Source organism: Streptomyces sp. PKA51 (genome assembly GCF_057552455.1).
The window spans coordinates 15153-37235 of the sequence record NZ_BAAJPZ010000017.1 but is presented as its reverse complement, the minus strand read 5'-3'; the positions used below and the strand labels follow the sequence as shown (position 1 = coordinate 37235).

At 74.1% G+C, this 22083-nt stretch carries 21 protein-coding genes; 15 read left to right on the top strand and 6 right to left on the bottom strand.

Features of this window, described 5'->3' with window-relative positions:
• Window positions 1–132 precede the first annotated feature (132 nt).
• Genes AC27L3_RS22760 through AC27L3_RS22750 form a run of 3 tightly spaced genes read left to right on the top strand, consistent with a single transcriptional unit; the run spans window position 133 to window position 2551 of the window.
• On the top strand, window positions 133–735 hold the full coding sequence (locus AC27L3_RS22760; protein WP_487235902.1) for a hypothetical protein: 603 nt from the start codon (window positions 133–135) through the stop codon (window positions 733–735).
• A 39-nt stretch (window positions 736–774) separates the two neighbouring features.
• The gene (locus AC27L3_RS22755; RefSeq protein WP_487235901.1) at window positions 775–2007 is read left to right on the top strand and encodes a sensor histidine kinase; all 1233 of its coding nucleotides are present in this window, start codon (window positions 775–777) and stop codon (window positions 2005–2007) included.
• Between the two features lie 37 nt (window positions 2008–2044).
• Window positions 2045–2551 carry a DUF1269 domain-containing protein gene (locus tag AC27L3_RS22750; protein ID WP_487235900.1) on the top strand — a complete coding sequence of 169 codons (507 nt, stop codon included), beginning with the start codon at window positions 2045–2047 and terminating at the stop codon, window positions 2549–2551.
• 125 nt (window positions 2552–2676) lie between these two features.
• Here AC27L3_RS22750 and AC27L3_RS22745 read toward each other — a convergent pair whose 3' ends face one another.
• On the bottom strand, window positions 2677–3162 hold the full coding sequence (locus tag AC27L3_RS22745; RefSeq protein WP_487235959.1) for a GNAT family N-acetyltransferase: 486 nt from the start codon (window positions 3160–3162) through the stop codon (window positions 2677–2679).
• A 42-nt stretch (window positions 3163–3204) separates the two neighbouring features.
• Here AC27L3_RS22745 and AC27L3_RS22740 point away from each other — a divergent pair, with 42 nt between their 5' ends.
• The 4 genes from AC27L3_RS22740 (at window position 3205) to AC27L3_RS22725 (ending at window position 6878) form a co-directional block, all read left to right on the top strand.
• Window positions 3205–4002 (top strand): exodeoxyribonuclease III, encoded by a 798-nt coding sequence (locus AC27L3_RS22740; protein WP_487235899.1) that lies wholly within the window; start codon window positions 3205–3207, stop codon window positions 4000–4002.
• A gap of 207 nt (window positions 4003–4209) precedes the next feature.
• The gene (locus tag AC27L3_RS22735; protein WP_487235898.1) at window positions 4210–5709 is read left to right on the top strand and encodes a flavin-containing monooxygenase; all 1500 of its coding nucleotides are present in this window, start codon (window positions 4210–4212) and stop codon (window positions 5707–5709) included.
• A complete protein-coding gene (locus tag AC27L3_RS22730) occupies window positions 5706–6578 on the top strand; it encodes an SDR family oxidoreductase (protein ID WP_487235897.1) in 873 nt (290 codons plus the stop codon). Before AC27L3_RS22735 ends, AC27L3_RS22730 begins: the two co-directional genes overlap by 4 nt.
• Window positions 6579–6656: 78 nt before the next feature.
• A complete protein-coding gene (locus AC27L3_RS22725) occupies window positions 6657–6878 on the top strand; it encodes a hypothetical protein (protein WP_487235896.1) in 222 nt (73 codons plus the stop codon).
• A gap of 72 nt (window positions 6879–6950) precedes the next feature.
• Here AC27L3_RS22725 and AC27L3_RS22720 read toward each other — a convergent pair whose 3' ends face one another.
• Entirely contained in the window at window positions 6951–10226 is a 3276-nt protein-coding gene (locus AC27L3_RS22720; RefSeq protein ID WP_487235895.1) for a S41 family peptidase, read from the bottom strand.
• Between the two features lie 145 nt (window positions 10227–10371).
• On the opposite strand from AC27L3_RS22720, the gene AC27L3_RS22715 reads away from it, so the two are divergent.
• From AC27L3_RS22715 to AC27L3_RS22700, 4 genes are all read left to right on the top strand, one after another.
• Window positions 10372–10977, top strand: a complete 606-nt coding sequence (locus AC27L3_RS22715) for a TetR/AcrR family transcriptional regulator (RefSeq protein WP_487235894.1) — start codon at window positions 10372–10374, stop codon at window positions 10975–10977.
• 112 nt (window positions 10978–11089) lie between these two features.
• Entirely contained in the window at window positions 11090–13282 is a 2193-nt protein-coding gene (locus AC27L3_RS22710) for an MMPL family transporter (protein WP_487235893.1), read from the top strand.
• A gap of 135 nt (window positions 13283–13417) precedes the next feature.
• On the top strand, window positions 13418–13675 hold the full coding sequence (locus tag AC27L3_RS22705; RefSeq protein ID WP_487235892.1) for a type II toxin-antitoxin system VapB family antitoxin: 258 nt from the start codon (window positions 13418–13420) through the stop codon (window positions 13673–13675).
• Window positions 13672–14085 (top strand): PIN domain-containing protein, encoded by a 414-nt coding sequence (locus tag AC27L3_RS22700; RefSeq protein ID WP_487235891.1) that lies wholly within the window; start codon window positions 13672–13674, stop codon window positions 14083–14085. Before AC27L3_RS22705 ends, AC27L3_RS22700 begins: the two co-directional genes overlap by 4 nt.
• Window positions 14086–14098: 13 nt before the next feature.
• Here the strand turns inward: AC27L3_RS22700 and AC27L3_RS22695 are convergent, their stop codons facing one another.
• Window positions 14099–14488 (bottom strand): VOC family protein, encoded by a 390-nt coding sequence (locus tag AC27L3_RS22695; protein WP_487235890.1) that lies wholly within the window; start codon window positions 14486–14488, stop codon window positions 14099–14101.
• A gap of 101 nt (window positions 14489–14589) precedes the next feature.
• Here AC27L3_RS22695 and AC27L3_RS22690 point away from each other — a divergent pair, with 101 nt between their 5' ends.
• From AC27L3_RS22690 to AC27L3_RS22675, 4 genes are all read left to right on the top strand, one after another.
• Window positions 14590–15540 (top strand): DUF1648 domain-containing protein, encoded by a 951-nt coding sequence (locus tag AC27L3_RS22690; protein ID WP_487235889.1) that lies wholly within the window; start codon window positions 14590–14592, stop codon window positions 15538–15540.
• Window positions 15541–15948, top strand: a complete 408-nt coding sequence (locus AC27L3_RS22685) for a GntR family transcriptional regulator (protein ID WP_487235888.1) — start codon at window positions 15541–15543, stop codon at window positions 15946–15948.
• A 108-nt stretch (window positions 15949–16056) separates the two neighbouring features.
• The gene (locus AC27L3_RS22680; RefSeq protein WP_487235887.1) at window positions 16057–17625 is read left to right on the top strand and encodes an alpha/beta fold hydrolase; all 1569 of its coding nucleotides are present in this window, start codon (window positions 16057–16059) and stop codon (window positions 17623–17625) included.
• Window positions 17626–17642: 17 nt separating this feature from the next.
• The gene (locus AC27L3_RS22675; RefSeq protein ID WP_487235886.1) at window positions 17643–19208 is read left to right on the top strand and encodes an alpha/beta fold hydrolase; all 1566 of its coding nucleotides are present in this window, start codon (window positions 17643–17645) and stop codon (window positions 19206–19208) included.
• Between the two features lie 16 nt (window positions 19209–19224).
• On the opposite strand, the gene AC27L3_RS22670 is transcribed toward AC27L3_RS22675, so the two are convergent.
• The 3 genes from AC27L3_RS22670 to AC27L3_RS22660 all read right to left on the bottom strand — a co-directional run bounded on the left by AC27L3_RS22670 (window position 19225) and on the right by AC27L3_RS22660 (window position 22051).
• Window positions 19225–20013 (bottom strand): SDR family NAD(P)-dependent oxidoreductase, encoded by a 789-nt coding sequence (locus AC27L3_RS22670; RefSeq protein WP_487235885.1) that lies wholly within the window; start codon window positions 20011–20013, stop codon window positions 19225–19227.
• Window positions 20014–20023: 10 nt separating this feature from the next.
• Window positions 20024–21208, bottom strand: coding sequence for a serine hydrolase domain-containing protein (locus AC27L3_RS22665; protein WP_487235884.1), 1185 nt, complete (start codon window positions 21206–21208; stop codon window positions 20024–20026).
• Between the two features lie 81 nt (window positions 21209–21289).
• On the bottom strand, window positions 21290–22051 hold the full coding sequence (locus AC27L3_RS22660) for an energy-coupling factor ABC transporter ATP-binding protein (RefSeq protein WP_487235883.1): 762 nt from the start codon (window positions 22049–22051) through the stop codon (window positions 21290–21292).
• Window positions 22052–22083 lie beyond the last annotated feature (32 nt).

The following is a 22083-nucleotide window of genomic DNA, read 5'->3' as shown; positions in this document are numbered from 1 at the left end:
CGGGAATCCGGTCAAGGGCACGGGCGCCGAACCAGCCACGCCGGTTACATTTGGCACGAATGGCCCCGCGGACCGCTCTCGACCTGCTAACGCCGCGTCCGTCCCACCGGCCCCGACGGCATGAGGAACCCCGTGCGCTCACTCCTTGCGACGCCCGGCACGGTGTCCCTCCTCGCCGTGGCCCTGCTGGCCTGGCCGCTGGCCGGGTGCGCCGAGCCCGGCGGCCTGCACGTCGCGGGCCCGGCCGGCACCCCGCCGGTCACGGCGGACGCCGTCTACGTGCTGGAGGGGCCGGGGCAACCCCTGCTGCGGCGCCCGGCGTCCTTGACGGCGAGAGGCGGCCCCGGGCGCGGGGTGCGGCTGAGCGGGCTGCGCTGGCGGTCCTGGGGCGGGCCGACGGCCGAGGCGACGGGAACGGCGACGGAGGTCTTCGCGGGAACGGCTCCACGTCCGACGGGCACGACGGGTACGACGGGTGCGACAGGTACGACGGGTACGACAGGGACGGGTGCGACAGGTACGACGACGGGGACGGTCCCCGGGCCGTGGCGGGTGAAGGTGGTGCTCGCCGGCCTGGTCCGGCAGGAACGTTCCTCCTATTACGGGCGGGCCACCGTCGTCCTCCTGGACGCCGCCCCCGGACCGGGCCCCGCCAAGGGCCCCGAGGAGCTGCGCGACCTGCGGCTCTTCGTCCCCGCCGAGCACCGGGAGCCGTACGGCCCGGCGCCCTGGTAACCGACCGAGTCGATCGTCAGCCGAGGAGACCACGAGCCGATGGGCCTGCGCACGAAGATCGGGGTGGCGATCACCGCCACCGCCGCACTGGTCGCCGTCCTCATTGGCCTCGTCGTCCACCACCGCACCGCGCGCACCCAGCTGGAGACCGCGCGCGAGACCATGGACCAGCGGCTGGTCGCCGCCGCCGAGGACCACGCCGCGGGCGTCGACCGCTCCCGCGTGATCGTCAACCCCGACCGGATGCCCGCACCCCTGCGCCGCGCCGTCGACGACGGCAAGCGCGCCACCTACCTCGACCGCTCCGGCGACGTCCCCCTGCTGTGGGCCGGCATGCGCTCCGGCGACGACGTCATCGTCCTGCGGCACTCCTACCGCAAGCAGGTCCGCGACCTCCAGCAGCTCGACGAGGTGCTGTGGCTCGCCGGCGGCGCCGGCACCGCCGGGGCCTGCCTCGTCGGCATCGGCCTCGCCACCGTCGCCGGACGCCGGCTCAACGCCTCCGCCCGCACCGCCGAGGCCATCGCCGACGGCGACCTGACCGCACGCCTCGCACCCCGCGGCGGCAAGGACGAGATCGCCCGCCTCATCCACGCCGTCAACACCATGGCCGACGCCCTCGCCGCCCGCCTGCAGGACGAGCGCGAGGTCACTGCCAACATCGCCCACGAACTGCGCACCCCCGTCGCCGGACTGGTCGCCGCCGCCGAACTGCTGCCCGACGGCCGGCCCGCCGAGATGGTGCGCGAACGCGCCCAGCGGGTGCGCTCCCTCGTCGAGGACGTCCTGGAGGTCGCCCGCCTCGACGCCGACGCCGAACGCGCCGACACCGACGTACGCGCCCTCGGCGAACTGACCCGGCGGGCCGTGCGCGCCGCCACCGCCGGCGACCCGGCACACGCCGCCGGCGTCCGGGTCGTCCGCGACTGCCTGGTCGAGACCGACGCCCGCCGCGTCGAACGCATACTCGCCAACCTCGTCAGCAACGCCTTCCGGCACGGCGCCGGACCGGTCGTCGCCGAGGTCGACGGCGGCCTCGTGCACGTCACCGACCAGGGCCCCGGCTTCCCCGAACCCCTCCTCGCCCACGGGCCGCAGCGCTTCCGCACCGGATCGAAGGCCGGCCTCGGCCTCGGGCTGACCATCGCCACCGGCCAGGCCAGGGTCCTCGGCGCCCGGCTGACCTTCACCAACACGCCCGGCGGCGGCGCCCGCGCCACGCTCGACCTGACCGCCGCCGTGCACGGGACTCCGCCGGAAGACGGCGACTGACGTGCGCGGCGGGCCCGCAGGCCCAAGAGTGGAAGCCGTGAACGACAACGTCCTCTTCCTGAGCGTCCACAGCCCCGCCAAGGGCCACAAGGCCCTGGACGCCCTGCGCCGCGCCCACGCCGACGGCGAGGTCTCCCTGCGCGAGGGCACCGTCATCGCCCGGGACGCCGAGGGCACCCTCGACTTCCCCGACGCCGTCGACGACACCGGCACCGGGCAGGCCTTCGCCATGGGCGGCATCCTCGGCGGGCTCCTCGGCATCCTCGGCGGCCCGCTCGGCGTGATGATCGGCTTCGGCGCGGGCGGCCTGATCGGCGGCATGCACGAGGCCCGGCAGGCCACCGCCTCCAACGCCGCCCTGGAGATGCTCGCCGCCGAGGTGCCCCCCGGCAGCACCGTGCTGATGGCCGAGGTGCGCGAGGAGGACCCCGGCCCGGTCGACCGCGCCCTCGCCCCCTACGGCCAGGTGCGGCGCTACCCGGCCGAACGCGTCCGGGCGGAGGTGGAGGAGGCCATCGCGGCCGGCCACGGCAAACCGGGCTGACCGCCGCAGCGCCCCGTAGGGGCGCGGGGAACTGCGCGACAAGCCACGACGTACCCGCAGTCGGGCCCGGGGCGGCGTGCCAGCTGCGGGCCGTCGCTGGCTGATCGCGCCGTTCCCCGCGCCCCTTACGGGGCGAGCGGCTTGGCGAAGCACCGGCTGGAGTCGTAGTCGCGGTACAGCCCGAACTTCGGCACGGCCGGCCGGTAGCCGCTGGAGAGGTACAGCGCGATGGCCTCGGGCTGCTGGTCGCCCGTCTCCAGCACCATCCGGATGCGCCCCGCCGCGAGCGCGTCGCCCTCCAGTGCGGCCAGGATCCGGCGCGCGAGCCCCAGCCCGCGCGCCCGGGGTATCACGTACATCCGCTTGAGCTCGGCGTCCCCGTCCGCGTACCCCTCGCCGTTGCGGTCCATCGCCCGCCACCCGCCGGTGGCCACCGGCAGGCCCTCGGGGTCGTACGCGATGAGATACAGGCCACGCGGCGGGGCGAAGTGCTCCGGGTCCAGCGGGGTGCGATCCCCCTCGCCGCCGTACCGCCGGGCGTACTCCACCTGCACTTCGTCGGCCAGCCTCACCGCATCGGGATGGTCGTAGGCGACCGGGACGATCTTCATCTCCATTCCGGGATGGTAGGACCGCACAGGTAGGGTGCCCTGGTGCTGACCGTAACCTCCGCAAATGTGAACGGTCTGCGTGCCGCCGCGAAGAAGGGCTTCGTGGAGTGGCTGGCGCAGACCGAGGCCGACGTCGTCTGCCTCCAGGAAGTCCGTGCCGAGCCCCACCAGCTGCCCGACGAGGTCCGCGACCCCGCCGGCTGGTACGCCCACCACGCCCCGGCCGCCGCCAAGGGCCGCGCCGGCGTCTCGGTGTACTCCCGCCGCGAGCCGGACGCGGTGCGCACCGGCTTCGGCTCGGCCGAGTTCGACGGCTCCGGCCGCTACCTGGAGATCGACCTGCCCGGGGTGACGGTCGCGAGCCTCTACCTGCCCTCGGGCGAGGTCGGCACGGAGCGGCAGGACGAGAAGGAACGCTTCATGGCCGAGTTCCTGCCGTACCTGGTGGGCCTCAAGGCCCGCGCCGCGGCCGACGGCCGCGAGGTCCTGGTCTGCGGCGACTGGAACATCGCCCACACCGAGGCCGACCTCAAGAACTGGAAGGCCAACCGCAAGAGCGCCGGCTTCCTCCCCGAGGAGCGCGAGTGGCTCACCAAGGTCTTCGCGGAGTACACGGACGTCGTCCGCCGCCTGCACCCCGGCGTGGAGGGCCCCTACTCCTGGTGGTCCTACCGCGGCCGCGCCTTCGACAACGACTCCGGCTGGCGCATCGACTACCACGTCGCCACCCCGGGCCTGGCGGAGCGCGCCCTGAAGGCCCACGTGGAGCGCGCCGCGACCCACGCCGAGCGCTGGAGCGACCACGCACCGGTGACGGCGGTGTACGACCTGCGGGGCTAGCGGTACGGGCGCGGGCGCGGAGCGCCGGCTCGGGCCCGGCCGCCGGGGCCTCCTGGGCATGGGCCCCTGTGAACCCACGCGCCCACTACTGCCGGTAACTTCCGTGCTGCACAGGCCCTACCGCGCGGCAGGTTCCCTGGCCTACCCTCCCGACTGTGCCAGTGAACGCTGGCACCATCGAGCGTGGCTTCTCCGGGAGGCGGCGGCATGGTCGAGCACGTACGCGTGGCGGTGATCGGTTCCGGGTTCGGGGGGTTGGGCGCGGCCGTGCGGTTGCGCCGGGAGGGCGTCACGGACTTCGTCGTCCTGGAGCGCGCGGACGCCGTGGGCGGCACCTGGCGGGACAACACCTATCCCGGTTGCGCCTGCGACGTGCCCTCCCACCTGTACTCCTTCTCCTTCGCCCCCAACCCCGAGTGGCCGCGCAACTTCTCCGGCCAGGAGCACATCCGGGCGTACCTGGAGCGCGTCACGGACGCCTACGGGCTGCGGCCGCACCTGCGCTTCGGCGCCGAGGTGCAGGAGATGCGGTGGGACACGGACGCGTTGCGGTGGCGGATACGCACGCCGAGCGGGGAGTACACCGCCGACCTCGTCGTCTCGGCCACCGGCGCGCTCTCCGACCCCAGGATTCCCGACATCCCGGGCCTCGACGGCTTCCCCGGGGCCGTCTTCCACTCCGCCCGCTGGGATCACGGCACCGACCTGCGCGGCAAGCGCGTGGCCGTCATCGGCACCGGCGCCTCCGCCGTGCAGATCGTGCCCGGCATCCAGGCGGAGGTGGAGCGCCTGACCCTCTTCCAGCGCACCCCCGCCTGGATCCTGCCGCGCGCCGACCGCCGCATCAGCGCCGTCGAGCAGTGGCTGCACGGCACGGTGCCCGCCAGCCGTCAGCTGCGGCGCGGAGTGCTGTGGGGGATACGGGAGTTGCAGGTGGGGCTGTTCACCAAGTGGCCCGAGCGGCTGGGTCTCATGGAGCGGGTGGCCGCCGTGCACCTGCGCCGGGCCGTCAAGGATCCGGTCCTGCGCGCCAAGCTCACGCCCGGCTACCGCATCGGCTGCAAGCGCATCCTGCTCTCCAACGACTTCTATCCCGCCCTCACCCGCCCCCACGTGGACGTCGTCGCCTCGGGTCTCGCCGAGGTGCGCGGTTCGACGCTCGTGGCGGCCGACGGCACCACCGCCGAGGCGGACGTGATCGTCTTCAGTACCGGCTTCCGGGTCACGGACATGCCGATAGCCGACCGCGTCACCGGCGCCAACGGCACCACGCTCGCGGAGCATTGGCACAAGGAGGGCGGCATCAGTGCGCTGCGCGGCGCCAGCGCCGCTGGCTTCCCCAACTTCCTGACGATCGTCGGCCCCAACACCGGCCTCGGCAACAGCTCGATGATCCTGATGATCGAGTCCCAGCTGAACTACATGGCCGACTTCCTGCACCAGCTCGACACCCTCGGCGGCCGGGCCGCGCTCGACGCCCGCCCCTCGGCCGTACGGGCCTGGAACCGCACCCTGCAGCGCCGTATGACGAGCACCGTGTGGAACACCGGCTGCAAGAGCTGGTACCTCGACGAGAACGGCCACAACGGCACGCTGTGGCCGGGCACGACGGCGGAGTTCCGCAAGGCCACCCGCCGGGTGGACCTCGCCGAGTACCAGGTGCTGCGCACGGCACGGGTGCGCGCGACCGCGGGGGCCGGCCGATGAGCGCGCGCGGGAGCCTGGCCGGGCAGGTCGCCGTCGTCACTGGGGCTGCCCGTGGGGTGGGGGAGGCCCTCGCCCGCAAGCTGGCCGCGCGCGGGGCGTCGGTGGCGCTGGTCGGGCTGGAGCCCGGCGAACTGCGCCGTGTCGCCGCCTCCCTCGGCCCCACCGCCGCGTACTGGCACGCCGACGTCACCGACCACGAGGCGATGACGCGCGTCGCGGCCGAGGTGAAGGAGCGCTTCGGCAAGGTGGACGTCGTCGTCGCCAACGCCGGTGTGGCCACCGGCGGTCCGCTCGACGACTGCGACGCGGACGCCTGGCGCCGGGTCGTGGAGGTCAACCTCATCGGCAGCGCGGTCACCGGCCGCGCCTTCCTGCCCCTGCTGGCCGCCGGCCGCGGCTACCTGCTGCAGATCGCCTCCCTGGCCGCCCTCACCCCCGCGCCGCTGATGACGGCCTACTGCGCGTCCAAGGCCGGCGTGGAGGCGTACGCCCACAGCCTGCGCGCCGAGGTCGCCCACCGGGGCGTACGCGTCGGCGTGGCGTACCTGAGCTGGACGGACACCGACATGGTGCGCGGCGCCGACCGCTTCGACGTGATGCGCGAGCTGCGCCGGCGGCTGCCCTGGCCGATGAACCGCACCTACCCGCTGGAGCCCGCCGTCGACCGGCTCGTCGCGGGCATCGAGCGCCGCTCGGCGCACGTCTACGCCCAGGGCTGGCTGCGGACGCTGCAGCCGCTGCGCGGCGCGCTGCCGGCCCTGGTGGCCGTGGGCGGCCCGCGCGAGATGCGCCGCGTCGAGGGCCGGCTGGCCGGGATGCGCCCGGGTCTGGTGGGCGCGGGCGGCGCGGCGGACACGCAGCGTAACTGATCGAAATGCGGGGTTGGTCCCGGCGTGTGAGGCTGGTCGCGGCCCGATTCCCCACACCCACCGAGGAGTGAACCCCCCATGGGCATGAAGGACGAGATGCAGAACAAGGCGCAGCAGGCGAAGCAGAAGGCGCAGCAGGCCAAGCAGCAGGCCCAGCAGAAGGCTCAGCAGGGGCAGGACAAGCTGCAGCAGAAGGGCCAGCAGGGGCAGCAGCGTGGTCAGCAGCAGGGCCAGCAGCGCGGCCAGCAGGGTCAGCAGTCCCTGGACGACATCCAGGACGAGTTCGACGACCGCAGCTGACGCGGCGCGAACGCCCAGAAGGGCCTGTCCGGTTGCCGGACGGGCCCTTCGACCGTACGCGTACGGTCCGTGTCAGCCGCTGCGCGGCGGCAGCTTCGGCCGGCGCAGGTCGGGCACGTCGGAGTAGTCCGGCGGACGCGCGTGGCCGTGCCGTTCCAGCAGGTCCAGGGCCAGGCGCACCGCGTCGTCCAGTTGCTTGTGCCGGCCCTCGGCCCAGTCGAGCGGGGTGCGGTCGACCTCGATGTCCGGCTCGACGCCGTGGTTCTCCACGCCCCAGCCGTACGCGTCGAACCACGCGGCGTTCATGGGCACGGTGATGTGCGTGCCGTCGCCCAGCCGGTGCCGCCCGGTCATGCCGACGACACCGCCCCAGGTGCGCAGGCCCACCACCGGGCCGATGCCCTGCAGCCGGAACGCGGCGGTGATCATGTCGCCGTCGGAGGACGTCATCTCGTCCGCGATGGCCACGACGGGCCCGCGGGGGGCGTTGCTGGCGTACGAGACGGGCTCGGCGTCGCGCGTGAGGTCCCAGCCGACGATGGTGCGGGTGAGCTTCTCGACGACGAGTTCGCTGATGTTGCCGCCGGCGTTGCCGCGCACGTCGACGATGAGGGCGGGGCGGGCCATCTCCATGCGCAGGTCGCGGTTGAACTGGGCCCAGCCGGAGCCGCCCATGTCGGGGATGTGCAGGTAGCCGCACCTGCCGTCGCTCAGTTCGTGGACGACGGCGCGGCGCTTGGTGACCCAGTCCTGGTAGCGCAGGGGGCGTTCGTCGATGAGCGGGACGACGGCGACCCGGCGCGGGTGCCCGTCCTCGCCGGGCGGGCGGAAGGTGAGTTCGACGGTGGTGCCGCCGGCCGCGGCCAGCAGCGGCGAGGGGCCCGCGACCGGGTCCACGGGCCGGCCGTCGACGTGGGTGAGCGCCCAGCCCTCGCGGATGCCGGAACCGGCCAGCGGGGAGCGCGCCTTGGAGTCGGAGGACTCGCCGGGCAGGACGCGTCGCACCCGCCACGTGCCGTCCTTGTGGGGCGTGAAGTTGGTGCCCAGCAGCCCGATCGCCCGCTGGTAGTGCGGCGGCCCCTCGTTGCGGCGGGCGGGCGTGACGTACGCGTGCGAGGTGCCGAGCTCGCCGAGGACCTCGCGCAGCAGGTCGGCGAACTCGTCGGGCGAGGCGACGCGTTCGACCAGCGGCCGGTACTGCTGCAGCACCCCGTCCCAGTCGACGCCGCACATGCCCGGCTCCCAGAAGTACGCGCGCACGATGCGCCCCGCCTCGTCGTAGGACTGCCGCCACTCGGCCGCGGGGTCAGCCTCGTGCAGGATGCGGCGCATGTCGACGTAGACGGTCGAGTCGAGGTCGGCGACGTCGGAGGCCGGCACCACCCGCAGGTCGCCCTCGTCGTTGAGGACGAGCCGGGTGCCGTCGCCGCTGACCGCGTACCAGTCCAGGGAGCTGCTCAGTTCGGTGCGCTTGGCCTTGCACAGGTCGAAGTGTTCGAGGGTCGGGCGGCCGGAGGTGTCGGTGGGGTTGGCGAAGGTCTCGCCGAGCGCGCCCGAGATGGGCCAGCGCAGCCACACCAGGCCGCCGCCGGCGACCGGGTGCAGCGAGGAGTACTTGGAGGCGGCGACAGGGAAGGGCGTCACCCGGCTCTCCAGCCCCTCCACCTCCACCACCAGCGCCCCCTCGTGGTCGCCGGTGTCGTCCAGGTCCAGCCCGCCGCCCGGCGGGCGGCCCTCGATGGTCAGCGCGAACGGCGAGGGCGTGGCCGACGACAGCGGGACGAGGTAGGGGCGGCAGCCCAGCGGGAAGGACAGGTCGCCGGTGTGCACGTCGTAGACCGGGTCGAAGCCGCGCCAGGAGAGGAAGGCCAGGTAGCGGCCGTCGCGCGTGAAGACCGGCTGCTCGTCCTCGAAGCGCCCGTTGGTGACGTCCACGACGTGCCCGTCGGCCAGGCGCGCGATCCTGATCTGCCGCAGCGAGCGGCCGATGCCCGGATGCGACCAGGTCAGCCAGCCCGAGTCGGGCGCGAACGCCAGGTCGCGCACCGGGCCGTTGGCCGAGCGCACCAGCTCGCTCACCTCCCCCTCGCCCTCGGGCGAGGTGTCCACCAGCAGCAGCCGCCCGTCGTGCGCGGCCACCGCCAGGCGCTGCCCGTCGGGGGAGGAGACCATCTCGTGCACCCGCCCGAGCCGGCCGGCCGCCAGGCGCCGCGGTTCCCCCGTCCCGGCGGCCCGCGGCAGTCCGGCGATCTCGACGGCGTCCTCGCCCTCGGCGTCGGTGACGTAGGCGATGCGGCCGGTCGAGCCCAGCATCTCCGGCAGCCGCACCCGTACCCCCGGGGTGTCCGCGATCGTGCGGGCCGGGCCGTCGCGGTGGGTCAGCCAGTACAGGCTGCCGCGCACGCCCACCGCGCTGGCCCGCCCGGTGGTGTCCACCGCCAGCGCGCCCACGTGCTGCCCGGCCTGCACCTGGTACGTGCGCCGGCCGGCCCGCGAACCGCCCAGGCGCACCTCGATGCGGCGCGGCACGGCGTCCGGCGCGAGGTCGTCGACCAGCCACACCTCGCCCGCGCACTGGTAGACCACGCGCGTGCCGTCGGTGGCGGCGTGGCGGGCGTAGAAGTCGTCGTGGTCGGAGTGGCGGCGCAGGTCGGAGCCGTCCGGACGGCAGGAGTACAGGTTGCCGACGCCCTCGTGGTCGGAGAGGAACGCGATCCGGTCACCGACGAACATCACCGAGTCCAGATGGCCGCCGATGTCCGGCACCAGGCGGGTGCCGTGCAGCCACAGCCGTCCCGTCGCCCCGCCGCGGTAGCGCTTCCACGACGCCGGCTCGTGCGGCGGCTTGCCGGCCAGCAGCAGCGTGCGGTGCTCGCCGCCGACCTCGCCCATCGCGATGTCGGAGACCGGCCCCCACGGCAGCCGCAGCCCGGGGCTGCCGTCGGTCGGCAGCCGGTAGGCCCAGGAGAAGTACGAGAAGGGCTGGCCGTGCGAGGAGACGGCGAGGATGTCGTAGCCGGGATCGCCCCGGTCGGAGGGGGCCCAGCCGCACACCCGGGTGTCGGTGCTGCCCCAGTACGTCAGGCGGCGGGCGGCGCCGCCCTCGACGTCCACGAGGTGGATCTCCGGGTCGAGGCTGCGCCAGTTGGTGTACGCGATCGTCCGGCCGTCGGGGGAGAAGCGCGGGTGCCCGGCCCGGGTGCGGTCCACGGTCAGCCGCCACGGCCGCGCGGCACCGGTCAGCGGGGCCAGCCAGAGGTCGTCCTCCGCCACGAAGCAGAGCAGATCGCCGTGGAGGTGCGGGAAGCGGATGTACGCGTCGCTGCTCACGGAGCTCACCCCACCCATGGTTTCGGGCCACCGGGGCCCCGGCAACTCCTGCCGTGACGGAGAACACGATCGAAACGACGCCGTTTCGCTGTTCGCCGGACGTACGCTCGTACGGTACGAAACCGTTTCGTACGGACGCCCGGAGCGTTGGAGGAGGCGCGGCATGCCCACGGAACCACCCAAGCCGGCGGCACGCCGCACCCGGCTGACCCCCGAGCGCGAGGCCGAGCTCTACGAAGCCGTCCTCGACATCCTGCGCGAGGTCGGCTACGACGCCCTGACCATGGACGCCGTCGCCGCCCGCACGCACGCCAGCAAGGCCACCCTCTACCGCCAGTGGAAGGGCAAGCCCGAGCTGGTCGCCGGCGCCCTGCGGCACAACAAGCCGGTCAGCCTCGCCGACATCGACACCGGCACCGTGCGCGGCGACTTCCGCGCCATGCTCTGCGACACCGACGAGGAACGGATGGAGCGCGACGCCGCCCTCATGCGCGGGCTGCAGCGAGCCGTCCACGACAACCCCGACCTCCACCGGGCGCTGCGCGAACTGCTGGTCGAGCCGGAGGTCGCCGCGCTGGACGCCATGCTCCGGCGCGCGGTCGACCGCGGCGAACTCGCCGCGGACAACCCCGCCCTCGGCTTCGTCGCCCACGCGATGCTCGGCGCCTTCATGGCCCGGCCGATGGTCGACAACCGGCCCGCGGACGCGGAGTACCTCTCCGCCTACATCGACGCCGTGATCCTCCCCGCACTCGGCGTCCGACCGTGACCGGCTTACCCCCGACAACCGACTGACAAGGCTCCACCTGACGCACCGCTCTCGTCGGGACGGGCCCGAACCGACCCACGATCCACACGATCCGACGGGAGAACAACGCCTCGTGGCCACGTTCCTCTACAAACTCGGCCGGCTCGCCTACCGGCGCCGCTGGTACGTCGCCCTCATATGGGTGCTGCTGCTCGTCCTCGCCGGCGCCGGCGCCGCGACCGCAGGCAAGTCCAACGACAACTTCTCCATACCCGGCACCGAGGCCCAGAAGGCCTTCGACCTGCTGGAGAAGCGCTTCCCCGGCCAGAAGGCCGACGGCGCCACCGCCCGCATCGTCTTCCAGGCCCCCGAAGGCCAGAAGATCACCGAGCCGAAGAACAAGGCAGCCGTCGAAAAGGTCGTCGCCCGGCTCGGCGGCCCCCAGGTCGCCTCCGTCGCCGACCCCTTCACCTCGCAGGCCGTCAGCAAGAAGGACGGCCGCACCGCCTACGCGTCCGTCACCTACAAGGTCAAGCCCAACGAGCTGACCGACGACACCCGCGACAAGCTCAAGGCCGCACCCGCCGCGGCCCGCGACGCCGGACTGACCGTCGAAACCGGCGGCAGCGCCCTGCAGGCCATGCCCGAGACCGGCAACACCGAGATCATCGGCATCGCCGTCTCCGCCGTCGTCCTCGTCATCACCTTCGGCTCGCTCGTCGCCGCCGGACTCCCCCTGCTCACCGCCATCATCGGCGTCGGCATCGGCGTCTCCGGCATCACCGCCATCGCCGCCGCCCTCGACCTCGGCAGCAACACCGCCACCCTCGCCACGATGATCGGCCTCGCCGTCGGCATCGACTACGCCCTCTTCATCGTCTCCCGCTACCGCGCGGAGCTCGCCGAGGGCCGCGAACGCGAGGAAGCCGCCGGACGGGCCGTCGGCACCGCCGGCTCCGCCGTCGTCTTCGCCGGCCTCACCGTCGTCATCGCCCTCGCCGGCCTCGCCGTCGTCAACATCCCCATGCTGACGAAGATGGGCCTCGCCGCGGCCGCCACCGTCGCCATCGCCGTCCTCATCGCCCTCACCCTCATCCCGGCCCTGCTCGGCTTCGCCGGCCGCCAGGTGCTCGCCCGCAAGATCCGCAAGGGCAAAGCCGGCACCGACGACGACAAGCCCAACATGGGCACCCGCTGGGCCCGCCTCGTCCTGCGCCGTCCCGTCGTCGTCCTCCTCCTCGGCGTCGTCGGCCTCGGCGCCGTCGCCGTCCCCGCCGCCTCCCTCGAACTCGGCCTGCCCGACGAGGGCTCCGCCGCCAAGAACACCACCCAGCGCAAGGCCTACGACCTCATCTCCGAGGGCTTCGGCCCCGGCTTCAACGGCCCGCTGATGGTCGTGGTGGACGCGGCGGGCGCCAAGGCCCCCCAGTCGGCGGCCGACGCGGTGGCCAGGACCATCCAGTCCCTGCCCGGAAAGCCGATCGTCACCCCGGCCCACTTCAACCAGGCCGGCGACACCGCCATCATCACGGTCATCCCCGCGTCCAAGCCGTCCGGCACCGAGACCGAGGACCTGGTCCACGCCATCCGCGACAAGGGCGCGGCAGCCGCCGCCGACAAGGACGCCAAGGTCCTGGTCACCGGCAGCACCGCCGTCAACATCGACGTCTCCCAGAAGCTCAACGACGCGCTGCTGCCCTACCTCGCGCTCGTCGTCGGCCTCGCCTTCCTGCTCCTGATGGTCGTCTTCCGCTCGGTGCTCGTGCCGCTGAAGGCCGCCCTCGGCTTCCTGCTGTCGGTGGTCGCCGCGCTCGGCGCCGTCGTCGCCGTCTTCCAGTGGGGCTGGCTCGGCAGCGTCTTCGGCGTCGAGGAGACCGGCCCGATCATGAGCATGATGCCGATCTTCATGGTGGGCGTCGTCTTCGGCCTCGCCATGGACTACGAGGTCTTCCTCGTCACCCGCATGCGCGAGGCGTACGTCCACGGCGAACGCCCCGGCCAGGCCGTCGTCACCGGCTTCCGCCACGGCGCCCGCGTCGTCACCGCCGCGGCCGTCATCATGATCAGCGTCTTCGCGGGCTTCATCGGCTCCACCGAACCCATGATCAAGATGATCGGCTTCGGCCTCGCCATCGCCGTCTTCTTCGACGCGTTCATCGTCCGCATGGCCATCGTCCCGGCCGTCCTCGCCCTCCTGGGCAAGGCCGCCTGGTGGCTCCCGGCCTGGCTCTCCAAGCTCCTGCCCAACGTCGACGTCGAAGGCGAGGGCCTGCAGCAGCAGCTGGCCGCCCCGGCGGAGAAGACCCCGGAACCGGCCGGCGTCTGACCCCGCCCCTCGGCTGACGGCCCGGGCCCCCGCGCGTGATGCGCGGGGGCCCGGGCCTTTTTGCGTCTACCCGGGCGTTGGATATATTCGATCTTGTATATTGATATAAGCCGGGATGTGCATCAAGGAGGCGCCATGAGCCGCACCGTCATCGACCTCGACGACGAAGCACTGGAAGCCGCCGCCAGAGAACTCGGCACCACGACCAAGCGCGACACCATCAACACCGCCTTGCGCGAGGTGACGGCCCGCTACCGCAGGCTGCGCGCGCTCGAAGAAGCCCGTGCATTGGTGGCCGACGGCGCACTGGACATGGACGTCCTCCTGGACAAGAACAAGTACCGGCCCACGAACCCGGCGGGCGGCGCCGGTGCTGCGGGAGCGGATGAGTGAGCGTCGCCGACTACCTCATCGACACGTCCGCACTCGCCCGCGTCCTCCTCGGTCAGAACACCGCGGAGTGGGACGACAGGATCGCTGCCGGGCTCGTGGCGATCTGCGACATCACCGAACTCGAGGTTCTCTGCTCCGCCCGCTCGGCAACCGACCGTACGCGGATGAAGGCCGCGCTCGATGCCCACTACGTGTGGTGCCCCATGCCGGACGGCATCTACCGGCGCTCGCGTGTCGTCCAGGAGCAACTCACCGCCAAGGGCGAGCATCGCAGCGCCGGCCCCCTCGATCTCCTCGTGGCAGCGGCCGCCGAGGAGGCCGGGCTCACCCTGCTCCACTACGACCGGGACTTCGAGACGATCGCCCGGACGACGGGACAGCCGGTACGCATGATCGACCTCAGGTGTTAGAGCGGGTTGCCGGTCACCGGGCCGGTTGGATCAGATCCCAGCGGTTCCCGTACAGATCCCGGAAGACGGCAACCGTGCCGTACGCCTCGCGCCGTGGCTCCTCCTCGAAGACGACGCCGGCGGCGCGCATGCGCGCGTGGTCCCGGTCGAAGTCGTCGGTGTTCAGGAACCACCCGACGCGCCCCCCGGTCTGATCCCCGACCCGCGCCTCCTCGTCGGCGTTCCCGGCCCGGGCCAGCAGCAGCCCGCCCTCCCGCGCCCCGGGCGGCGCGACGACGACCCAGCGCTTGCCGCCGGGCAGCGCGGTGTCCTCGCGCAGCTCGAACCCGAGGGCGTCGACGTAGAAGGCGATGGCCTCGTCGTAGTCACGCACGACGAGAGCGGTCAGTCCGATGTGGGGCATGGGTCGATCCTGCCACCGGCGGCGCGCTCCGACCTTCCAGGTGCCCAGTTGTTCTACTACCATGCAAACAACTGGAGGTCGCCATGTCAGCTGTGCCGCCCGTGTCCCGTACCGCTCGCCGCATCCTCGTCGCCACGCTTCCCGCCGTCGCCGGCTGTGTCGCGTTGCTGGCCTCCTATCTCGCCCTCCGGCACCGGCTGCCGGAGCGGTTGGCCACGCATTTCGGGGTGGACGGGCGGGCCGATGCGTTCGATACCGCCGGGACCTTTCTCGCCGTCGGCTTCGGCGTGGTGGGCGGGGTGGGGGTCATGTCCGGGGTGCTCGTGCACGTGATGCGGGCGGGGCCCCGGCAGCAGCGGGTGATGGCCGTGCTCGGGGGTGGGGCCGCCGTGTTGCTCGGGGTGGTCGTGGTCGACGTGTTGCGGGTCAACGCCGGTGGGGGCGAGGTGCGGTTGCCCGCGTGGCACGTGCTCGTCGGCCTCGGGGCCGCCGTGGCGTACGCGGGGCTGGGATGGGCGGCGTCCGGGGCGTACGAACCGCCCGCCGCCGCGTCGCCGGAGCCCCCCTCCGGCGTGCCGCGGCTCGAACTCGCCGTCGGCGAGGTCGCGTCGTGGTCGCACGTCGCCGGGTCGCCCCTGCTGCGGGCGGTCGGGGTGATGACGGCCGTCGCCGGCCTGGCGCTCGGGTTCGCCGCCGGCTGGGCGGGCGGGGTGTCGTTGCTGGTCGCGGGCGTGGTGACGGCGCTGTGCAGTGGGGCGCGGGTGACCGTCGACCGCAACGGGCTCACCGTGCGGCCCGTGGCGCTGCCCCGGCCGCGGGTGCGGCTGCCGCTGGAGCGGATCACCGCGGCCTCCGCCCGGCACGTCGAACCGCTGCGCGACTTCGGCGGCTGGGGCTACCGGGCCGTGCCCGGGGCCAGCGGTGTCGTGCTGCGCGCCGGGGACGCGGTGGCCGTCCGGCTCGCGCACGGCAGCGAGTTCGTGGTGACCGTCGACGACGCCGGTACGGCGGTGGGGCTGCTCAACGCCCTGCGCGAGCGGCAGGCCGGGTAGATGCTGTTCCGGGTCGACCCCGCCTCGTCCGTGCCGCTGGGCGAGCAGATCGCCGGCTGCGTCCGCGCCGCCATCGCCGACGGCGTCATAGCCACGGGGGAGCGGCTGCCCCCGGCGCGCGAGCTCGCCCGGTCCCTGGGCGTCAACATGCACACCGTCCTGCGCGGTTACCGGCAGCTGTGCGAAGAGGGCCTGCTCGAACTGCGCCGCGGCCGCGGGGCCGTCGTCACCGGCGGGGCCTCGCCCCGGCGGGCCCGGCTCACCGAACGGGCCCGGGAGTTCGTGGCGGAGGCGCGGGCGCTGGGGATGAGCGACGGCGAGGTGCTGGATCTGGTGCGCAAGTCCCTGGCCGGTTCGCAGGGTCTGTCCGGCGGATCTTTGTCGGGCGGTCACCACGGCGCCCCGTGAGGGGCGCGGGGAGCTGCGCAATCCGCCCGAGGGGCCCGGTCTGCGGCCTGTCTCCGGCCCGTCCGCTTCGGTGTGCGAACGTTCGCCACCGACGGTATCGTCCATAAGGTGCGATCCGCCCATATCGCCGCAGCGTTGTCCCGTCGGGCGGCCGTCGTCGCCGCCCTGGTCCTCCTGGCAGCGAGCGGCCCTGCACCGGGCGGCCTCGCGTCACCCCGCACCCCCGCCGACCGGTCGAACCGGCCGGCGGTGCCGGCGCGGTTCGTGCCCGGTCGGTGTCCGGCGACGCCGGAGCCGATTGCGGCGCTGAGCACCGCGCGGTGCGGGTTCCTGGAGGTTCCCGAGAACCGCGCCCGCCCCGGCGGCCGGACGATCCGGCTGGCCGTGGCGGTCCTTCGGGCCGCGTCGGCGAAGCCCGCCGCGGACCCGGTGGTGTTCATGGCGGGCGGGCCCGGCGGGGACGCGTTCGACGACATTCCGATCCTGGTCGGCGCCGGCGTCAACCGGGACCGCGAGCTGATCGTCATGGCCCAGCGTGGGAACCTCCATTCACAGCCGAACCTGGCCTGTCCGGAGGTGGACCGGTCCACCGCGACGGCCGTGGGCCTGCGCTACGACGCACCGTCGGCGCGGCGGCTCCTGCTGGACGCGGTGAAGAGCTGCCGGCACCGCCTGGCGGCCGACGGCACCGACCTGAGCGCGTACAACACGACCGAGAACGCCGCCGACTTCGCCGATCTGCGCACCGCCCTGGGGATTGCCCGGTGGAACGTCTACGGCTACTCCTACGGCAGCGACCTGGCCCTCACCTACCTGCGCCGGCACCCCGGCGGCATCCGTGCGGTGGCGCTCGACTCGGTCACGCCGCCCGCGGTGGCGAGCCTGCCGTGGACCTGGAGCAGCGCCCGGGAGGGGATCGACGGCATCCTCGGCGCCTGCGCGGCCGAGCCCCGCTGCCACAGCCGCTACCCGGACGTCCGCCGCACGCTGACGCAGCAGGTGCGCAGACTGCAGGCGCGGCCCCTGACGGTCGACGCCGCGCCGCCGCAGGGCGGGAAGCCGGTGAAGGTCGTCCTCGACGGCGGCGCGCTGGTGAACCTGGTGGTCGGCAACGGCGTTGCGGCCGCCGACGTCCCGGCGGCGCTCGAGGAGCTCGCCCACGGCCGTGCGCAGCGGTTCGCGCGGGCGCGCGCGGCCGACGCGGCCCCCGTCGTCGGCCGGACCGCCCACGGGCTGACGGAGTCGGTGGCGTGCAGCGAGTGGGTGCCGGGCCGTTCGCCGGCCGACGTGCTCAATGCGGGGCGCCGGGCCTTTCCCGGGTGGCCGGATGCGGTGCTGGCCCAGGCCCCGCAACTCCCCTTCCAGTACGAGGTGTGCCGCATCTGGGACGTCCCCGACCGCACCGCCGAGCAGCGGGTGGCCACCGTCAGCGCGGTGCCGGCGCTCGTGGTCTCGGGGACGTTCGACACGAAGACCGGCGCGAGCTGGGGGCGGTACGCGGCCCGTACGCTCTCCCGTTCGACCACCGTGCGGATCCCGGGGATCGGGCACTGGGTGGTCCCGCAGTCGCCCTGCGCGCAGCGCGTGCTGGCCTCGTTCCTCGACCGCCCGACCGCGCCCGACACCGGGTGTGCGGCCGGTGTGACGCCGAAACCGTTCACCATCGTCCCGAAGTAACGTGACCGGGAGGGCACATGGCGCCTCACCGTACGTCCCTCTGCCGCCGTGCGGCGGCCGGGCTCCTCGCCACGGGGCTCCTCCTCGCCCCCGCCCACGCCGAGCACGCCACCGGCCCCGGCACGGGCATCGGTACGGTCGCCCGGACGGTGGGCGACGCCCACTTCGTGCCCGGTCCCTGCCCGAGGACCGCGGAACCGGTCCCCGCCCTCAAGGGGGCCCGCTGCGGCACGCTCACCGTGCCCGAGAACCGGGCCCGGCACGACGGCCGGACGATCACCCTGGGCGTCGCGATCGTGCCGGCGGCCACGAGCAGACCGCACCCCGATCCGATCGTGTGGCTCGCCGGCGGCCCGGGCGACGACGCCGTCGGGGAGGCGACGATGGCGGTCGACGGCGGCCTGAACCACGACCGGGACGTGATCTTCATGTCCCAGCGGGGGACGTACTCGGCCGACCCCGCGCTCACCTGCCCCGTCGTCGACGAGTTCAACGCCCGCGCGGTCGGCCTGGTGTACGACGCGCCGTCCACCGGGCGCCTGCACGTGGAGGCGACGCGGGCCTGCCGCGAGCAACTGGCGGGGCGCGGGGCCGACCTGCGCGCCTACGACGACACCCAGAGCGCCGCCGACTACGCGGACCTGCGTACGGCGCTGGGCATCGACCAGTGGAACCTGTTCGGCATCTCCTACGGCACCCACCTGGCGCTCGTCACCATGCGCGAGCACCCGCAGGGCATCCGGTCGGTGGGGATCGACGGCGTCCTGCCGCCGGCCAGGGCGGGTGGGGCCCTGGCCTGGCGCAGCGCCCGGCAGGGCATGGACGGCGTGTTCCGTGCCTGCGCGGAGCAGCCCGACTGCAACCGCCGGTATCCGCACCTGGCGGCCACCTTCGAGCGTCTCGTCCGGAACCTCGAAGCCCGTCCGGTCACCACCACCGTCACGGTGCCCGGCCGCTCCGAGCCCGTGAAGGTCGTCCTCGACGGCGGAGCGCTGGTGAATTGGATGACCTCCGCAACCCACGTGGCGCCCGGGGTGCCCCGCTCCCTGGACGAGCTGGCCCACGGCAAGCCGCAGCGGATCGCCGAGCAGTGGGCGGGCGGCAAGGTCGCCCCCCAGGCCGTCGGCAGGGTCTCCCACGGGCTCGCCTACGGTGTCTTCTGCCGGGAGTGGGTGCCGTACGAGAGCCGGGACGAGGTGATCCGGGCGGGGCGGGAGGTCTTCCCGTCGTTCCCCCGCCCGGTGCTGGCCCAGGCTCCGCAGCTGACCTTCCTCCACGAGGACTGCGCCGCCTGGGACGTCCCCGCGGCGCCGCGGGCGATCCGGGACGTCACCCGCAGCGCCATCCCCACCCTGGTCGCGTCGGGCGGGTTCGACGCCCAGACCGGGGCGGACAGCGGGGCGTTCGCGGCCCGTACGCTGAGCCGGGCCACCGTCGTGACCGTTCCCTACGTGGCCCACGTGACGTTCGCCGCGTCACCGTGCGCGCAAGCGATCACCCGCTCGTTCTTCGACGACCCGACCGCGCCGGACACCGGGTGCCTGGGGGGCCTGCAGCCGCCCCGGTTCGAGACTGGGTCGTGAACACGACGGGTGCCGTTCACTCCCCCCGCAACGCCCTGCGCAGGCCCACGTTGCCGACGAGGATGCCGCCGTCCACCGGCAGCGTCACCCCGGTGATCCACGCCGCGTCGGGGGAGGCGAGGAAGGCGACGGCCGCCGCGACGTCCTCGGCCCGGCCGACGCGGCCCAGCGGGTAGTGCGCCGCCGCGCGCTCCAGGGCCGCTTCCCGGCCGTCCCAGTTGGGGGTGGCGACGGTGCCCGGGGCCACCAGGTTGACGCGGACGCCCCGCGGCGCGCACTGGCCGGCCAGCGTACGGGTCAGGCTCGCAAGGCCCGCCTTGGCGGCGCTGTAGGCGTGGTTGCCGAAGTCCTGCTCGCCGTTGACGGAGCCGATGTTGACGACCGCCCCGCGGCCGCCGGCCGCGGCCAGGTGGGGCATCGCGGCGCGTACGCAGCGGAACGCGCCGGTGAGGGTGACGTCGAGGTCGCGGGACCATGCCTCGTCGGGGTAGTCCTCGATGCGTGCCGGGTCGGGGTGGCAGGACAGGGCGTTGTTGACCAGCACGTCCAGGCGGCCGAAGCGCTCCACCGCGTACGCCGCGGCGGCCCGTACCGCCTCCTCGTCGCTCACGTCGCACGCCGCGGGCGCGGCCTCGGCCCGCAGCCCGTCGGCGCGCAGGGCCGCGGCGGCCTTCGCCGCGCGCTCGCCGTCCGCGTCGGTCAGCAGGACGTCCGCGCCCTCCGCCGCCAGGCGGCGGGCCGTGGCCGCGCCGATGCCCCGGCCCGCGCCCGTGATCCACGCCGCGTATCCCTCGAACCGCTCCACGCGGCCAGGACTACCCCGCCAGGGACGTGGCAACCGCCTTCACCAGCGCCTGGGCGCGCGGGTCGGCGGTGACGTTCTTCTGCATGCCGTTGGTGACGTAGCCGAAGGAGATGCCGGACTCGGGGTCGGCGAAGGCCAGCGAGCCGCCGCGGCCGGGGTGGCCGAAGGAGCCGGGGGCCAGCAGCGGGCAGGCCGGGCCGTGGAGCATGTAGCCCAGGCCGAAGCGGGTGCCGGCGACCAGGACCCGGTCGGGGCCGGCCGACTCCTCCGTGCGGGCCACGGTCAGCGTGGCCGGGGCGAACAGGCGGCGGCCGCCGTCGACGACACCGATGAGGGAGGCGTAGAAGCGGGCGAGCGCATCCGCGGTGGCGATGCCGTTGGAGGCGGGTAGCTCCGCGGCGCGGTAGGCCGCGTCGTTCTCGTCGGCGGCCGGCTCGATGGCGCCGAAGGCGCGGCGCGTGAGGGAGGCGGGGTCGGCGTACGCGGCGGCGACCGACGCCTTGGGGCGCACGCGCAGCCCGGCCGAGGCGGGCGCCGGCGCGGGCTCGAGAGCGGCGAGGCGGCCGACGCGGTGCTCCTCGGTCGCGGGCAGACCTATCCACAGGTCCAGGCCGAGGGGGCCGGCGATCTCCTCGGCCACCCAGGTGCCCAGCGTGCGGCCGGTGATGCGCAGGACGAGCTCGCCGAGCAGCCAGCTGAAGGTCTGGGCGTGGTAGCCGTGGTCGGTGCCGGGCTCCCAGGCGGGGGCCTGGGCGGCGAGCGCCGCCGGGCCGCTGGTGCCGTCCAGGGCCTCGGCCGGGGTCAGCGGGGTGTCGAGGGCGGGCAGCCCGGCCCGGTGGGCGAGCAGGTGGCGCACCAGCACCCGCTCCTTGCCGGCCGCCTTGAACTGCGGCCAGTACGTGCCGACGGGGGCGTCCAGGTCGACCTGACCGCGCTGGTGGAGCAGCAGCAGGACGGCCGCGGCCACGCCCTTGGTGGCGGAGCGCACGACCTGGGCGGTGCCGCGGGTCCAGGGCTCGGCACCGCTGCCGGGGCCGTCGGCGTCGCGGTCGCCGCCCCACAGGTCGGCGACCTTGCGGCCGTCCCGGTAGACGGTCACGGCCGCGCCGCGCTCACCGCGCCGCGCGAAGTTGTCCGCGAAGGCGTCCCGGACCGGCTCGAAGCCGTCCGCCACCGTGCCCTGGACGTCCACCACTGTTGCCCGCTCCCACTGTCCCGATCGCTACAAATCCATCCACCATGGTGCAACGCGGCCGCGGGTGCCCCGGACCGGGGGTCACCCCCGCACGGCCACCGAGCGGGGGTCGAAGCCGAAGGGCAGCTCCAGGCGGTGCGAGCGCATCAGGCCCTCGTCGCACAGCAGTTCCCGGGTGGGGGCGTCGGCGGCGATGACGCCGCCGCTGAGGATCACCGACCGCTCGCACAGCTCCAGGGCGTAGGGCAGGTCGTGCGTGACCATCAACACAGTCACGTCCAGCGAGCGCAGGATGTCGGCCAGCTCACGGCGCGAGGCGGGGTCGAGGTTGGAGGAGGGCTCGTCCAGGACGAGGATCTCCGGCTCCATGGCCAGCACGGTCGCCACCGCCACCCGGCGCCGCTGCCCGAAGGACAGGTGGTGCGGGGGCCGGTCGGCGTGCTCGGCCATGCCGACGCGCTCCAGCGCCCTGCGCACGCAGTCCTCCAGCTCGGCGCCGCGCAGGCCGGCCGCGGCCGGGCCGAAGGCGACGTCCTCGCGGACGGTGGGCATGAACAGCTGGTCGTCGGGGTCCTGGAAGACGATCCCGACCCGCCGCCGGACCTCGGCGAGGTGCGCCTTGTCCACCGGCAGCCCGGCCACCCGCACCGTGCCCGCGCCGCCGCCGAGGATGCCGTTGAGGTGCAGGACGAGCGTGGTCTTTCCGGCGCCGTTGGGGCCGAGGAGTGCGACGCGCTCGCCGCGGCCGAGGGTGAGGTCGACGCCGAAGAGGGCCTGGTGACCGTCGGGGTAGGCGTAGGCGAGGCCGGACACCTCGAGGGAAGCGACGGGGGAGGTGGTCATGGCGTGGTCCATCCGGTCGGGGGACGTCCGCG